Below are 14,865 nucleotides of genomic sequence, written 5' to 3'. Positions count from 1 at the left end.
CGTGGCCCTCCTGCCATCGTCCCCCCATGTGATCAACAAGCTTGGTCCTTAGCGAGCCTAAACTCCGCGCGGTGAAGCGGCAACTACGCATCCGCACCTGCGTTTACGCTGCGGCTCCCCTACGCGATGGTGGTCGGCCCACCCCTTGGCCCGAGCGAATGTGTGGTCTGGCCACCTGCCATCCGGCCGGGAAGTAACAGAAGATCCCCCTGGGGAACAGGGGCTGGGGCCGGGTTCGGTACCCGGCGTACATGAGGGGGACGTCGGGGCGGCATGTCCGAAATCCAAAGCTATCTGCGCTCGCTCGAACGCAGCCGCGACTCCATGCGGCCGGAGAACCGGCCCGCCACCTTTTGGTTGCGTGGCAGGCAGTGGGCCTTGCTGGACACAGTCTTCGCCCCGTTGCATGCAGGGACCACCGAAGTCGTCCTGGACCTGTTGGGACTCTCCGGCCCTGTACAGCAACCTCGGCGAGGCGCGTTCTTGGAGATCGGCTGCGGTACAGGAGTCGTCGCGGTGACGGCCGCGCTCGCGGGCTACAGCCGGGTCGTCGCCTCCGACGTCAACGCGGACGCAGTGAAAAATGCTGCACTCAACGCAAGGCGGCACAAAGTCACCGATCGTGTTCATGCGGTGCACAGCGACCTCTTTGAAGCGCTGCCGACAGGGCAGCGCTTCGACACCATCATCTGGAGTTCGCCCTATGTTCGTGCGCCGGAGGACTACCGGTTCGGCACCCTCCTTGAGCGCGCCTATGTGGACCCGGGATACCAGGCACATCGCAGATACGTGGACGAGGCACCGCATTGGCTGAACGACGGCGGCCGGGCGCTGCTGCACTTCAGCAGCAGAGGAGACATCGACGGACTGCACCGAATCGCCGAGGAGACGGGACGGCACCTGCAGGTGATCAGCAGGCACACCATTGTCGACAGGGGCGACACGGTCGAGCACATGCTGGTGGACATACGTGCACGCGGTGAATCAGCGACGGCGCACACGGAAGAACCGCTCCAGCACGGACTCAGTCCTCAGCCGGCCTGAGCCAGAGTAAGGAGTCGGTCCCATACGGCCAGCTCCTGGTCGAGCGCCTCTTGTTCCATATCGCGCGTAAGTGAGTCGATGCTGATACCTGCCCGTTCAAGACCATCGAACACACCGCGGGCCCAATCGTGTTCACCGGACAGCGTGTCGCCGGGCAACTGCCTGCAGCGGCTGAGCGCTTCCAGCGCCGGCTGGGACAGTGCGTGCAGCGTCATCCAGGCAATCAGCCGTTCGGCCCGGTCCAGCTCTGCCCGCAACTCTTTCTGCGAGCGCTCCGAGACCCACAGAAGGCGCTGCGGGCGAGCACCGCAGCCCACCAGGGTGCGCCAGCGGGCGCAGCCGAGGCTCTCCTCGTAGCGGCGGTAGACGAGCCGGGCGGTCGCCGTGCCCGCCTGCCCGCGCAGCACACGAGCAGTAGCAGGGTCGGCTGAATTGTCCAGGAGAGCGTCGACGCCAGCGTTCAAGCCGTCGACGTCCACGGACACGAGTGAGGTGACAGCGGAAGCATCGTGGCCACCGGCCGTGGCGCGTTCCAGGCCGTGGAAGTAGGCCTCCACGGCCTGGGCGTACCGGCGCAAGGAGAACACGGACGTGACGTGCACGCTGATTCCCTCGGCCAGCAGGCGAGCGATGGCGACCGATCCCCTGTGCGCGAGGGGAATCCGGATCATCACATTGGGACGTCCCACCCTTTTTGTCATCAGTCTCGCCTGGGCCACCGTGGCCTCGGCATCTGCGTACAGTCGGGGCGCCATGCCCAGGGAGACCCATCCGTGCATTCCCTTTGTCGACTGGAAAACCGGCTCCAGTACGGTGCAGGCTGTGCGGGCGTCCTCGGCGATGAGTTCATGGACACGCTCTTCCGCGGAGACATCGGCCTGCGGCAGCCGTGCCTGCCGGCCCGGGTACGCACTGGTGGCGGACATCGCACGCACCATCGCCGCAGGCCGCAGAACGACACCGGAGACCAGTCCGTCGGCCACCAGTCTTTCGAGGCTGCCGTCGGCCAGTTGGCCACGGTGGTAGTCGTCGAGCCAGAGACCGACTCCCTCCGCCATGAACTGGCTATGGACACTACTGCGTTCCGGACGCGGGCATGTAACCACGAACTGCCTCCGCCCTGTGGCACTCGAAGGCGACATGAAGGACAGCTGGAATTTTAAGACCGTTCGTTGCACATATGTATGCGCACCGATAACAGTCAAGTTACCGCTTGGCCGCGTCCACGTACACCTGACAAAGTATCCCGCGCCCGGTTGCGGGCCAGGGGGAAAGACGCTCTCGGTGAATGACCGAATGACACCTGACAAACTAATACAGCTCGCGTTGCCAGGACTGACGGCAGCATGTGAGGCTCTCGGGAGATAAACGGATGAGTAATTTCTGTGTTCTCTGGAGGGACCTTGACTGCAGGGCTCGACGGACGGTCACCGCAAATTCGCCGCGACGGCGAGGGGGTTTCCCGGCTCTGGGGGAAGGGGTCAGTGGTCACCACCAAGCTCTCAGCCGAGGAGACCGGCGGCGTACTGGGGATCACGCATTTCAGCGCGGTGGCAGGAGAACGCGCACCACGTCACACCCATACCCTAGAGGACGAAATATTCATCGTCGAAGGAGGAGAGGTCCTTCTCACCGTCGGCGATCGAACTGCAACCGTCAACGGCACAGGAGTGCTGTTCCTTCCCCGCGGCATCCCCCACTCCTACCTGGTGGAGAGCGAAACCGCACGCTTCTACGTCATCACCACGCCCGGTGGATTCGAGAAGTTCTTCTCCGAGACCGGCTACCCCGTGCACCTGGGAAGCGCGGCCCCGGTGGGTGAATCGTGGTCGGTCGACCGCACCCGGGAGTTCTCCGCGAACCTCGGCCTCGGTCTGATCTGGAACGACTGACCGCTCTTGTTTCCGCAAGGCCACCCGGAGCCTTGGAACTACACAGAAAGAGAACATCAGTTCAATGAAGAGACGAAGCGTTCTCACCGGTACGGCTGCCGCGATAGCCACCACGACCATTGAGGCCGGCCCTGCGACAGCCGCCTCCCGGGCCTCCGTCGCCGGAGCCGATGTCGATGCCGTCACCGTCCTGCCGAGCGATGCACGCTATGCCGACCTCGTCGTCGGCAACAACGCACGCTGGGTCGCCCGCCCCGAATCCGTACGCCTCGTCCGCACGACCGAGCAAGTAGTACAAGCCGTACAGGAAGCCGTAAACGGTAATAAACGGATTTCAGTGCGCAGCGGTGGACACTGCTACACAGACTTCGTCTTCAACTCCGAGGTCCAGGTCGTCATCGACACCTCTTTGCTCGACACGATCTCCTACGACAAGAAGCTCAAGGCATTCGAAGTAGGTGCCGGCGCGACGCTGCTGCACATATACGAGTCGCTCTTCAAGGGCTGGGGCGTCACCATCCCCGGCGGCATGTGCTACTCGGTCGGCGCCGGAGGCCACATCAGCGGCGGTGGCTACGGCATGCTCTCTCGCCGGCACGGTCTGACCGTCGACCACCTGTACGCCGTCGAGGTCGTCGTCGTCGACGCCACCGGCAAGGCACGCAGCGTTGTGGCCACCCGCGAATCCGACGACCCCAACCGAGATCTGTGGTGGGCACATACCGGCGGGGGCGGCGGTAACTTCGGCATCGTCACGCGCTACTGGTTCCGCAGCCCCGGCGTCTCCTCCGCCGACCCTTCTCAACTGCTTCCCAAGCCCCCCAAGGAGGTCCTGGTCAGCGCGCTCGCCATGCCCTGGAGCCAACTGGACAAGGAGTCCTTCTCCTCCCTCGTCCACAACTTCGGTTCCTGGCATGAGAAGAACAACGCCGCCGACTCCCCCGCCGCATCGTTGTGCAGCTTTTTGATGATGAACCACCGGGCGAACGGCAGCATCGGGATTCTTACCCAGATCGACGCCACCGTGCCCGATGCGGAGAAGGTACTCGCCGACTTCCTGAAATACATCACCTCTGCAGTTTCCGACACCGCCGTGCGCCCCATGACCGAACCCGTCGGCGAACTGGGCGCACTGCCCGATTTCTATACCCCCCAGCGCCTTCCGTGGCTCACTTCGGTCAAACTGCTCGGCACGAGCAACCCAACCCTGACCAATCCGACCCTGCGCGGGCACCACAAGTCCGCCTACCTGCGCAAGAACCTCACCGAAGCCCAGGTCGCTTCGATGTACAAGCATCTGACGCGCACCGATCACGAGAACTCCGCGTCCATGGTGGTCCTGCTCTCGTTCGGCGGAAAGATCAACGATGTGGCTTCCGGCGATACCGCCGCAGCCCAGCGCGACTCGCTGTTCAAAGGGCTCTTCCAGAGTTTCTGGGCCGACGCCGAGAACGACGACACGAACATCGCCTGGACACGCGACGTCTACAGCGAGGTCTTCTCCTCGACCGGAGGCTACCCCGTACCGGGAGCGGCTACGGACGGCTGCTACATCAACTATCCGGACGCCGACATCACCGACACCCGGCAGAACACCACAGGCGTGCCCTGGTACACCCTCTACTACAAGGACAACTATCCGCGTCTGCAGCAGATCAAGGCCGCGTACGACCCGCGGAACACCTTCAGGCACTCGCAGTCCATCGTCCTTCCCCCTCAAACGTGAGACGAGTTATGCAGCAGCATCACGTCGCCGCGACGGAGCAGACGAAGCCGGCCGCAACGGCCGTCCAGGGCCGACCCGCACGGGGAAGAAAGGCCGCTGCCTTCGCCCTGCTGGCATCGGTTCAGTTCGTGCTCATTCTCGCCATGAGCGTGCTCAACGTAGTCCTCCCCGACATCCAACAAGAGTTCGGCTTGGACCGTGTCGAGCTCGCCCTTCTCGGCGCCTCCTACGGCATGTCCTTCAGCGGACTGCTGCTCCTGGGCGGTCGGCTCTCGGATCTCTACGGGGTTCGCCGGATCTTCCTCACCGGCACAGCCGTCTTCGGTGCGAGTTCCGCCTGGGCGGGACTCGCTACGGGGCTGTGGACACTGCTGGCCGCCCGCTTCATCCAGGGCGCCGGTGCAGCGCTGGCGGTACCGGCAGCCATGGCACTGGTGAGCGTCATCCACCAAGAGCCCGCACGCTACGCCCGCGCCATGGCGTTCTGGGGTGGCCTGGCAGCCTCCGGCGGAACCGCGGGGATGCTCTTGTCAGGAGTGGTGGCCTCGTGGAACTCCTGGCGCTGGGCCTTCGCCCTCCCCGTAGCAGTGGCCATCCTGGCCCTTGCCGCCAGCCCGCGGCTCATCCCTGAAGGACCCGCGCGCCGCGGCGGACAGCTGGACGTGGTGGGTGCCTTCCTGGTAACGGCAGGAATCGCCCTGCTCAGCTACGGACTCGTGGAAGCACCCGAACGCGGCTGGGCCTCCCCTGTGGCGCTCACGGCACTAGTAGGCGGTGCCGCACTGCTGCTTGGTTTCCTCTTCGCCGAGACCCGCGTGACCCAGCCCCTCCTTCCGCTGTCCTTTCTGGCCTCGCCCCGCAAAGCGGTGGCACTGTCGGCGGTCTTCCTGGGCGCCGCCGGCATCACCACGATCTTCTTCATGCTCGCCCTGTACTTCCAGCAGGTGCAGGGATACTCCGCGCTGAAGACCTCGGCGGCGTTCGTGCCCTTCGGACTGACCCTGGTCGCAAGCGGACTGTGTGTCGGCAGACTGGTTCAGCGCTTGGGCCCACGCGCAGTGTTGGTCACAGGCCTGAGCTTGTGCGGGCTGGGACTGGCAGCGCTGAGCACCGTCCATACGAACTCGCCGTACATCGGAGCCGTACTCATCGCTCTTGTGCTCTTTCCCGCCGGAGCAGCGCTGGTGTTCGCCGGATCCACTGTCGCCGCGACCGCTGACGTCCCCCAGAAGCAGGCGGGACTGGCCGGCGCTGTCGTCAACACGGCCTTGGAAGCAGGACCGGCTGTCGGTCTTGCCGTACTCGTGACGCTGGCGGCAGGACACACCGCGGCACTGGAACGCACCGGTACAAGCCAGGCATCGGCCCAGAGTGCCGGCTACGGCTTCGCCTTTGCCATCGCTGCCGTCACCTTTGTCGTCGCCGCAGTATGCGCGATCTTCCTTCTGCGACCTCGCAGTCCTCAAGGCCGCGCCTGAACCATCGACTTTCCTCCGCCGCTCAGGCATCCCCATCCACGCAGAACAACATGTTTCAAGGAGCACCTCTTATGACCGCCCGCTTCAAGGACAAGGTCGTCATCGTCACCGGTGCCGGCGCCGGCATCGGCCGAGCCAGCGCCAGGGCTTTCGCCAGGGAAGGCGCCACTGTCGTCGCCGCTGGAGTCCGGCCGGACTCCATCGAGGAGACCGTGCGCCTCGTGGATGAAGACGGCGGCACTGCCAGCTTCGTCGTCGCCGACGTCAGCCGTCCGGAGGACGTGGAGCAGCTGGTGCGCACGACGGTCGAGCGATACGGCGCCCTGCACATTGCACACAACAATGCCGGCGTCTTCGGCAAGCCCACCCCTGTCGCCGACCTGGACCTGTCCGTCTGGCGCTCCGTCCTGGACATCAATCTGACCGGCGTGTTGCTCAGCATGCAGCACGAAATCGCGCACATGCGAGACAACGGCGGCGGCGTCATCGTCAACACGGCCTCCAACATCGGCTACCACGGACGCCGCCCGGGCATGGCCGCCTACGCCGCCTCCAAGGCAGCGGTCAGCACCCTCACGCGCATCGCAGCCCTGGACCACATCAAGGACAACGTGCGCATCAACGCGGTCAGCCCCGGCGCCACGGACACCAGCATGTCCCTGCGGCCCGGAGAGACCGACGCCGACCGCGCCGCCCGGCTCGCCACGACGGTACCGATCGGACGCGTCGCGGCAACGGACGAGATCGTCGCCGCAGTGCTGTGGCTCGCATCCGACGAGGCGAGCTTCACCGTCGGTCACGACCTCGTCATCGACGGCGGCGTCACTGCCTGACGCCAGGGTTCCTGCGACTGGATCCAACTCGCCGACCGCCGGTCTCTGATCCTGCGGACACCGTCCCGGCCTCGTCATGCCATATGCCACGAGGCCGGGACCATTCATATCCCCGCAACTTTTTCCATAAGAACCAGTGAATTCTCCGTACCTCTCGGAAACCTGACGAAGTAACGATTCCGCCCTTCCCAGCGAATCCCGATTCCAACAGAATCAATGAAAGCAACTCACGTTCAGCGGAATAAATCCTTCTTCATTTCACGAGAGGAACCGAGTGAACAGCGAGCTCGCTTTCATCGCATCGCTTCCCGCGCTGCAACAGCCCGCATGGCAAAGCCACCCCGACATGGAACGGGTAAGGGTCGAACTGAACGCACTGCCACCGCTCGTCGACGCCTCGGACGTGGCCCGACTGCAGGACCATCTCAAGGCAGTCGCCCAGGGACACGCCCAGGTCGTCCAGGCCGGCGACTGCGCCGAGGACTGGACTGAGAACGGTCCCGTGGACGTCGCTCGCAAAGCGGCGGTGCTCGATCTCCTGGCGGGCGTCATGCGCGTGAACACGGGCAAGCCCGTGGTCCGCGTGGGCCGAATCGCCGGCCAGTACTCCAAGCCGCGCTCCAAGCCCACCGAAACGGTCCAGGGCATGGAACTGCCCGTCTACCGCGGACACATGGTCAACGCCCCCGACCCCGATCCGGTACTGCGACGGCCCGACCCGTGCAGGCTGCTCTCCGGCTACCGCGCCGCACACCAGACCATGGAACACCTCGGCTGGACAAGCAGCACCCCACGCGCCCAGGCCCCCGTGTGGACGAGCCATGAGGCCCTCCTCCTCGACTACGAACTGCCCATGGTGCGCCGGCAGGACGACGGAAGTCTGCTGCTCGCCACCACGCACTGGCCGTGGATCGGCGAGCGCACCCGGCAGGTGGACGGTGCCCACGTGAGCCTTCTGGCGACCGTGCGCAACCCGGTGGCGTGCAAGGTGGGGCCGACCATGGGCCCGGAGGAACTGCTGCGCCTATGCGAGCGACTGGACCCCGAGCGCGCTCCGGGGCGGCTGACGCTCATCGCCCGCATGGGTGCCGGGACAGGGCCCGGCAGACTTCCGGCCCTGGTAGGCGCCGTACGAGGTGCCGGACATCCGGTGATCTGGCTTTCCGATCCCATGCACGGCAACACCGTGGCCGGGCCCGACGGGTTGAAGACCCGCTTCGTGAAGACGGTGATACGCGAGGTCGAGGAGTTCCAGAAATCCGTTGAATCGGCTGGCGGAATTCCTGGCGGCCTGCACCTGGAAACCACCCCTGACAACGTCACGGAATGCGTTTTCGACCACACGTCCATAAATTCAGTGGGCAACAAGTACACCAGCTTTTGCGACCCGCGGCTGAACCCTCACCAAGCCATGCAGGTCGCCTCCGTATGGCGTCGCTGAGACGACGCGGATCCCAGGGCACAGAGCGGGCACACCACAACGACAGCAAGGAGGTCCATCAACCGTGCGAGGAAAAATCGCGCTGGTCACCGGAGCGGCCGGCGGCATAGGAGAAGCGGTCGTCCGGGCTCTGAGTGAACGCGGGGCCTTGGTGGCCGCCGTGGACAAGCACGGCGACCGACTGCACGAGGTAGTGGCAGAACTGACCAGCACCGGACTGCAGGTCCATGCCTTCCCCGCCGACATCACCAGCAGTGCTGAAGCCGAGCGCCTGGTCGCTGAGGTCGAAGATGCCCTCGGACCGCTCGATCACCTGGTCAACGCAGCCGGTGTACTGCGTCTGGCCAAAGCCCGAGAACTCACCGACGCCGACTGGGCAGCGACCTTCGCAGTCAACACCACGGGCGTATTCTTCATGTCCCGCGCAGTGGTCAACCGCATGGTGCCGCGGCGCTCCGGGGCCGTCGTGACCGTTGCTTCCAATGCGGCGTCCACAGCACGCATGGACATGAGCGCCTACTCGGCGTCCAAGGCCGCGACGACCATGTTCACCAAGTGCCTCGGTCTCGAAGTCGCCCAGTACGGCATCCGTTGCAACCTCGTCGCCCCCGGCTCCACCGAGACCCCGATGCTCACCTCCATGTGGAAGGACGAAAGCGGGCGCACGGCGACCCTCGAAGGTTCGCCCGAGGCATACCGCGTAGGCATTCCCCTGGGCAAGCTGGCCCGCCCCTGTGACGTGGCCGAGGCAGTGGTGTTCCTTCTCTCCGACCAGGCCGGACACATCACCATGCACGACCTCACCGTCGACGGCGGGGCGACCCTCGGCGTCTGACCACCCCACCGATACGAGGAGAACCATGGCAGGCATACCCCCCATTCAGCCCTACCCGATGCCTCAGGCCGGCGATCTGCCCACCAACACGGCGCCGTGGAAGCCCGATCCGGACCGCGCGGTCCTGCTCGTCCACGACATGCAGCACTACTTCCTGCGCCAGTTCCCCGCGAACGCAGCACCCGGCGCCGACCTCGTGCAAAACGCGACCCTGCTGCGGAACCAGGCGGTCGCGGCCGGTCTCCCCATCGCCTACACCGCGCAACCGGGCGGAATGACCGACACACAGCGCGGACTGCTCAAGGACTTCTGGGGACCGGGCATGCGCGTCGACCCCGCCGACCGCCAGGTCATAGAACCACTCGCGCCAAGTTCAGACGACTGGATGCTGACCAAGTGGCGCTACAGCGCCTTCTTCAAATCCGACCTCCTGCAACGGATGCGCTCCCACGGCCGCGATCAGATCATCCTCTGCGGCGTGTACGCGCACATCGGGGTGCTCGCCACTGCAGTGGAAGCCTTCACCAACGACATCGAGACATTCCTGGTGGCCGACGCCGTCGCCGACTTCAACCACGCATACCACCAGCTGGCCCTCGACTACGCCGCCGAGCGCTGTGCTGTGGTCACCACGGCCAAGTCCGTGATCGCAGATCTCCAACGATGAGCAAGGAGTCTCCCTCCATGGCACACGACCTGCTCGATCGCATCCTGGGACAGCACCCACCAGCCTTCGCACTGCTGCACCGCCCCGAGTCCAACGGACCCGACGTCCTGGAAGTCCTGACGGGCGCCGCGTCCGCTGTAGACGTCCTTGACCGGATTCCCCTGCGCGACCAGTGCGACCCGGGCGCCGGGGCACGCCACGAAGTGCTGGCGATGATCCCCTACCGCCAAGTCACCGAACGGGGGTATGCCTGCACCGACGACGGCGAACCGCTGATCACGATCGCAGTGGAGGAGCAGACCGCAGTCACCGTGAGCCAGGCCCTACGGCGCCTGCCCGACGAGTCGGTGACACTGAGCGAGCACTGCTTCGATCTGGACGACGACGAGTACGCCGAGATCGTCCGCAAAGTGATATCGGACGAGATCGGCACGGGCGAGGGAGCGAACTTCGTCATCAAGCGGACACTCGTCGCCGACATCACCGACTACACCGTGCACAGCGCGCTGGCGTTCTTCCGACGGCTGCTGGAGCGGGAGCAAGGCGCGTACTGGACCTTCATCGTGCACACCGGTGACCGCACGTTCGTCGGCGCCACACCCGAGCGGCACGTGAGCCTGCAGGCAGGCCGCGCCGTGATGAACCCGATCAGCGGCACGTACCGCTATCCGCCCTCCGGCCCCACACTGCCAGGGGTCATGGACTTCCTCTCCGACCGCAAGGAAGCCGACGAGCTGTACATGGTCGTCGACGAGGAACTCAAGATGATGGCGCGGATCTGCGACGATCCCGGTCCCCGTGTCGTAGGACCGTATCTGAAGGAGATGACACGGCTCGCGCACACCGAGTACTTCATCGAAGGCGACAGCGACCATGATCCCCGCACGATCCTCCGGGAGACCCTGCTCGCGCCGACCGTGACAGGCAGCCCGCTGGAGAGCGCCTGCCGAGTCATCAGCCGGTACGAGCCCCGCGGGCGCGGCTACTACAGCGGCGTTGTGGCGCTCATCGGACAGGACGCACACGGAGAGCGAACGCTCGACTCCTCGATCCTGATCCGCACCGCCGACATCGACAACGCCGGCAGGCTGAGCATCGGTGTGGGCGCCACCCTCGTACGCCACTCCGACCCGGCCTCCGAAGTCGCCGAGACCCGAGCCAAGGCGGCCGGCCTGCTCGCCGCGCTGGGCACGTCGGAATCCGCACGCTTCGCGGAACACCCGCAAGTGCGCCAGGTCCTCCAACAGCGCAACGGTCCCATCGCCGCGTTCTGGATCGGCCGGCACGACGACAGAGCCACCGTCAGACCTGAACTGACCGGCCGCAGCGTGCTGGTGGTGGACGCCGAGGACACCTTCACCTCAATGATCAGCCACCAGCTGCGGGCCATGGGACTGAAGCCCACTGTCCGGCGCTTCGACGAGCCGTACGCCTTCGACGCCTACGACCTTGTCGTCATGGGCCCCGGCCCAGGCGATCCGCGCGCGACCCGGTACCCCAAGATCACACACCTGAGGTCTGCCATCCACGCGCTTCTCAACGAGCACCGGCCTTTCCTCGCCGTGTGCTTGAGCCACCAGGTACTCAGCACCCTGCTCGGTCTGGAAGTCATCCGCCGTCCGATACCCAACCAGGGCCTTCAGCGGCAGATCGACCTGTTCGGCGCCCGCGAACGCGTCGGTTTCTACAACACCTTCGCCGCCCGCAGCCCGGAGGACAAGTTCGAAGTCGCCGGCCTTGGAATCGTCGAGGCCAGCCGGGACAACGACACCGAGGAAGTCCATGCGCTGCGGGGCCCGGGGTTCGCCTCGATGCAGTTCCACCCCGAGTCCGTCCTCACCCGCGACGGTCTGCGCATCGTCGGCGACACGCTGGTGGGGGTGCTGCACTCGTGCAAGCGGTGATCGTGTGGTGGGACCTCAGCCAGTCGGAACAGACCATCGCCTCACTCCGCAACTTCCTGCGAGACGAGGCAGTGGAGCGTTTCTCCCGGGTACCTGGGCTGCGCTTGAAGGTGTGGATCTCGGACGAACACACTAATCGTTGGGGCGCAGTGCTGCTATGGGAGTCCGCAGAGGCCGCAACCGCCCCCGTCCCGTCCAGAGCTGCCGAGCTGATCGGCTACCCGCCCACGCACAAACACACCTTCGATGTCGAGGCCACCACCGAGGGCGCCTACGACATCGCCCGGCTTGCCCGACTCGGACGCGCTTTCACCGGATGACCGCCTCGCCGTCAGCCGGATCGGCTGGGCCTTCCCATCACGGACCACCGGTCGAGTTCGCAGCCGCGAGCGGCCCTCCCCTGCGACATCCCTGCGGTGCGATACACCTGCTGGAGGACAGCCCATGACGAGGGCGACCACCCACCCCGCTCCGATGACAGCCCGTATCCCGGGTTCCAAAAGCATCACCAACCGGGCCTTGCTCCTGGCCGCCGCGGCAGTGGGCACATCCCGGCTTCGGTCCCCGCTCGTCAGTGCCGACACCGTCGCCTTCCGCACCGCACTGTCGGATCTCGGTTTCACAGTTGCAGCGCTTGACCACGACGAGGTCTGGGAAGTCGCCGGAGCGGGACGCGGCCCCACGGGAAGTTCCGCCGTGTGGTGCGAGGATGCCGGCACGGCAGCCCGGTTTCTGGCGCCCTTCGCGGCCGTCGGCAACGGCCGGTTCGTCCTCGACGGCAGCGCACAGCTCAGAGCCCGTCCACTGCGTCCGCTCGCCGACACGCTGACCGCTCTGGGGGCGACCGTGACAACGGAACCAGGCGGCGCATTGCCCATGACCGTGGAAACGGGTGGGCTCGACGGTGGCACGATCACCGTGGACGGCTCACTCAGCAGTCAGTTCCTGTCCGGGCTGCTGATGTCAGCCCCGTTGATGCGCACACCAGTCAGGTTCACGGTCCACAACCTGGTCAGCCGCCCGTACGTCAACATGACCCTGACCCTGATGCGTCGGTTCGGAGCGCAGGTGACCGAACAGCGCGAAGGCGTCATCGAAGTCCACCCCGGCGGTTACAGTGCCACCGACCTCACCGTGGAGCCGGATGCCTCCACCGCCTCCTACGTCTTCGCAGCCGCCGCGATCACCGGCACGGCAGTCACCGTGCCCGGGTTGGGGCACGGCAGCCTCCAGGGCGACCTGCACTTCGTTGACGTACTGCAGCGCATGGGGGCGCAGGTACGAATCGCAGACACGGCGACGACCGTCACCGGCGGCGATCGGCTGCGCGGAGGCTTCTGCGCGGACATGGGTGAGATGTCCGACACCTTCATGACGGTGGCAGCCATCGCCCCACTCGCCGATGCGCCCATCACCATCCGCGGTATCGCCCATACCCGCCTCAAGGAATCGGATCGCATCGCCGCGGTCGCGGAGAACCTGCACGCCCTCGGTGTGGCCACCGACACGGGCCACGACTGGCTCACCGTCTACCCCGCATCGCCCACCGGTGCCCGAATCGCCTGCCGCCGCGACCACCGCATCGGCATGGCCTTCTCCGTCCTCGGCCTCCGCATTCCGCACCTCACGCTCGACGACCCCTCATGCGTCGCAAAGACCTTCCCCGGATTCCACCAGGAACTGAGGCGGCTCTTTCCCCTGTCCGCCCCGGTCATCTGACCGAAGTGACCGAAGACACGCCCACCAGCACTCCCCCAGCGAGAGAGAAGAAGATGGAGATACTCATTGCCGGCGGCGGCATCGGCGGTCTCGCAGCGGCGCTGAGCATCGCGCAGCACGGCCACCGAGCCATCGTCCTGGAACGCAGGAAGAGCTTCAGCGAACTGGGCGCAGGCATTCAGCTCGGCCCAAACGCCTTCCACTCCCTCGACCGCCTCGGCGTCGGCGCGGCGGCACGCCGAGACGCCGTGTACATCGACGAACTGAAGTTCATGGACGGCACCACGGGCGAACAGGTCGCCAGCATGCCGCTCACCGACACCTACCGCGCCCGCTTCGGCAACCCCTACGCCGTGGTGCACCGCGCCGACCTCTACCAGGTCCTGCTCGACGCCTGCATTGCCGAACAGAACATCACGCTGCACACTGACTGCTTTGTGACCCACTACGAGCAAGACAAGGAAAACGTCACAGCGGTCACCGACACAGGACGGCACTTCACCGGCACGGCCCTCATCGGCGCCGACGGCATCCGCTCCGCGATCCGCGACCAGCTTGCAGGCGACGGCACCCCCCGCGTCTCCGGCCATACGATCTACCGGTCCGTCATCCCCATGGAGCAGGTGCCACGGGAGCTCCGATGGAACACCGTCACCCTCTGGGCCGGCCCCAAATGGCACTTCGTCCATTACCCCATCGCCAACGGCAAGTTCCTCAACCTGGCCGCCACCCGTGACGACGGCGCACAGCACGTAGTGGTCGGCAGGCCGGCCGAGAGGCACCACGTACTGACCGAGTTCCCCGATCTGAGCGACACCGCCCGGCAGCTACTGGAACTGGGGACCGACTGGAAGGAATGGGTGCTGTGCGACCGCGACCCCATTGAACGCTGGACGGACGGACGTGTGGCGCTCCTCGGCGACGCCGCCCACCCCATGCTCCAGTACGCGGCGCAAGGCGCCTGCATGGCCCTCGAGGACGCCGTACTCATCGGCCAGTTGCTCGCGGGCTCGGCCGAGGACACTCCGCAGCGGCTGGAGAAGTACAACGCAGAGCGCTACACGCGCACAGCCCGCGCCCAGCAGGTGGCCCGCGCCATGGGAGAACAGCTCTATCACCCGGCCGGAGACGCAGCGGCCGCACGCAACGCCATGCTGTCCTCCCTTACGGTCGACGCGTTGTACGACAAGGTTCAGTGGTTGCACGGAGCCCGTATCGGCGGAACGGGAGAGCACCGTTGAGCAGGTTGCGCTGGCTGACCGCGGGGGAGTCCCACGGCCCCGCACTCGTCGCGACGCTGGAGGGTCTGCCCGCCGGCGTGCCGAT

At 65.8% G+C, this 14,865-nt stretch carries 14 protein-coding genes; 13 read left to right on the top strand and 1 reads right to left on the bottom strand.

Annotated elements, in window-relative coordinates; genetic code table 11:
• Positions 1-273 precede the first annotated feature (273 nt).
• Entirely contained in the window at positions 274-1,044 is a 771-nt protein-coding gene (locus tag IE271_RS33485) for a methyltransferase (RefSeq protein ID WP_190194254.1), read from the top strand.
• Here IE271_RS33485 and IE271_RS33480 read toward each other — a convergent pair.
• Positions 1,032-2,102, bottom strand: a complete 1,071-nt coding sequence (locus IE271_RS33480) for a transaldolase family protein (protein WP_229919723.1) — start codon at positions 2,100-2,102, stop codon at positions 1,032-1,034. The genes IE271_RS33485 and IE271_RS33480 overlap by 13 nt on opposite strands.
• A 426-nt stretch (positions 2,103-2,528) precedes the next feature.
• On the opposite strand from IE271_RS33480, the gene IE271_RS33475 reads away from it, so the two are divergent.
• The 12 genes from IE271_RS33475 to IE271_RS44070 all read left to right on the top strand — a co-directional run.
• The gene (locus IE271_RS33475) at positions 2,529-2,936 is read left to right on the top strand and encodes a cupin domain-containing protein (RefSeq protein ID WP_229919722.1); all 408 of its coding nucleotides are present in this window, start codon (positions 2,529-2,531) and stop codon (positions 2,934-2,936) included.
• Positions 2,937-3,000: 64 nt separating this feature from the next.
• On the top strand, positions 3,001-4,662 hold the full coding sequence (locus IE271_RS33470; RefSeq protein WP_190194252.1) for an FAD-binding oxidoreductase: 1,662 nt from the start codon (positions 3,001-3,003) through the stop codon (positions 4,660-4,662).
• Positions 4,663-4,670: 8 nt separating this feature from the next.
• Positions 4,671-6,140 carry an MFS transporter gene (locus tag IE271_RS33465; protein ID WP_190194251.1) on the top strand — a complete coding sequence of 490 codons (1,470 nt, stop codon included), beginning with the start codon at positions 4,671-4,673 and terminating at the stop codon, positions 6,138-6,140.
• A 71-nt stretch (positions 6,141-6,211) separates the two neighbouring features.
• Positions 6,212-6,973 carry a glucose 1-dehydrogenase gene (locus IE271_RS33460; RefSeq protein WP_190194250.1) on the top strand — a complete coding sequence of 254 codons (762 nt, stop codon included), beginning with the start codon at positions 6,212-6,214 and terminating at the stop codon, positions 6,971-6,973.
• 274 nt (positions 6,974-7,247) lie between these two features.
• Positions 7,248-8,414, top strand: a complete 1,167-nt coding sequence (locus IE271_RS33455; protein WP_190194249.1) for a 3-deoxy-7-phosphoheptulonate synthase — start codon at positions 7,248-7,250, stop codon at positions 8,412-8,414.
• Positions 8,415-8,478: 64 nt separating this feature from the next.
• Positions 8,479-9,249 carry a 2,3-dihydro-2,3-dihydroxybenzoate dehydrogenase gene (locus IE271_RS33450; protein WP_190194248.1) on the top strand — a complete coding sequence of 257 codons (771 nt, stop codon included), beginning with the start codon at positions 8,479-8,481 and terminating at the stop codon, positions 9,247-9,249.
• A 25-nt stretch (positions 9,250-9,274) separates the two neighbouring features.
• Positions 9,275-9,916, top strand: coding sequence for an isochorismatase family protein (locus IE271_RS33445; RefSeq protein ID WP_190194247.1), 642 nt, complete (start codon positions 9,275-9,277; stop codon positions 9,914-9,916).
• A gap of 17 nt (positions 9,917-9,933) precedes the next feature.
• Positions 9,934-11,820: an anthranilate synthase family protein gene (locus IE271_RS33440; RefSeq protein WP_190194246.1), complete on the top strand. Its 1,887-nt coding sequence runs from the start codon at positions 9,934-9,936 to the stop codon at positions 11,818-11,820.
• Positions 11,808-12,140 carry a hypothetical protein gene (locus IE271_RS33435; RefSeq protein WP_190194245.1) on the top strand — a complete coding sequence of 111 codons (333 nt, stop codon included), beginning with the start codon at positions 11,808-11,810 and terminating at the stop codon, positions 12,138-12,140. The genes IE271_RS33440 and IE271_RS33435 overlap by 13 nt, the downstream gene beginning before the upstream one ends.
• A 154-nt stretch (positions 12,141-12,294) precedes the next feature.
• Positions 12,295-13,539 carry a 3-phosphoshikimate 1-carboxyvinyltransferase gene (gene aroA, locus IE271_RS33430; protein WP_190194244.1) on the top strand — a complete coding sequence of 415 codons (1,245 nt, stop codon included), beginning with the start codon at positions 12,295-12,297 and terminating at the stop codon, positions 13,537-13,539.
• A 53-nt stretch (positions 13,540-13,592) separates the two neighbouring features.
• Entirely contained in the window at positions 13,593-14,780 is a 1,188-nt protein-coding gene (locus IE271_RS33425) for a 3-hydroxybenzoate 6-monooxygenase (RefSeq protein WP_190194243.1), read from the top strand.
• A partial coding sequence (locus IE271_RS44070; RefSeq protein WP_158693198.1) for a chorismate synthase occupies positions 14,777-14,865 on the top strand: 89 nt, incomplete at its 3' end. The genes IE271_RS33425 and IE271_RS44070, both read left to right, overlap by 4 nt.

This window comes from Streptomyces minutiscleroticus, from assembly GCF_014650875.1.
In the GTDB taxonomy this organism is placed as follows: domain Bacteria; phylum Actinomycetota; class Actinomycetes; order Streptomycetales; family Streptomycetaceae; genus Streptomyces; species Streptomyces minutiscleroticus.
The sequence above is the reverse complement of the archived record's forward strand: the minus strand, read 5'-3'. Positions and strand labels throughout refer to the sequence as shown.

What these genes read in the sequence shown, in the direction of transcription:
- IE271_RS33465 (WP_190194251.1), top strand. Translation starts at nt 4,671, where the DNA reads ATGCAGCAGCATCACGTCGCCGCGACGGAGCAGACGAAGCCGGCCGCA.
- IE271_RS33485 (WP_190194254.1), top strand. Translation starts at nt 274, where the DNA reads ATGTCCGAAATCCAAAGCTATCTGCGCTCGCTCGAACGCAGCCGCGAC.
- aroA (WP_190194244.1), top strand. Translation starts at nt 12,295, where the DNA reads ATGACAGCCCGTATCCCGGGTTCCAAAAGCATCACCAACCGGGCCTTG.
- IE271_RS33460 (WP_190194250.1), top strand. Translation starts at nt 6,212, where the DNA reads ATGACCGCCCGCTTCAAGGACAAGGTCGTCATCGTCACCGGTGCCGGC.
- IE271_RS33480 (WP_229919723.1), bottom strand. Translation starts at nt 2,102, where the DNA reads ATGGCGGAGGGAGTCGGTCTCTGGCTCGACGACTACCACCGTGGCCAA.
- IE271_RS33440 (WP_190194246.1), top strand. Translation starts at nt 9,934, where the DNA reads ATGGCACACGACCTGCTCGATCGCATCCTGGGACAGCACCCACCAGCC.
- IE271_RS33425 (WP_190194243.1), top strand. Translation starts at nt 13,593, where the DNA reads ATGGAGATACTCATTGCCGGCGGCGGCATCGGCGGTCTCGCAGCGGCG.
- IE271_RS33445 (WP_190194247.1), top strand. Translation starts at nt 9,275, where the DNA reads ATGGCAGGCATACCCCCCATTCAGCCCTACCCGATGCCTCAGGCCGGC.
- IE271_RS33470 (WP_190194252.1), top strand. Translation starts at nt 3,001, where the DNA reads ATGAAGAGACGAAGCGTTCTCACCGGTACGGCTGCCGCGATAGCCACC.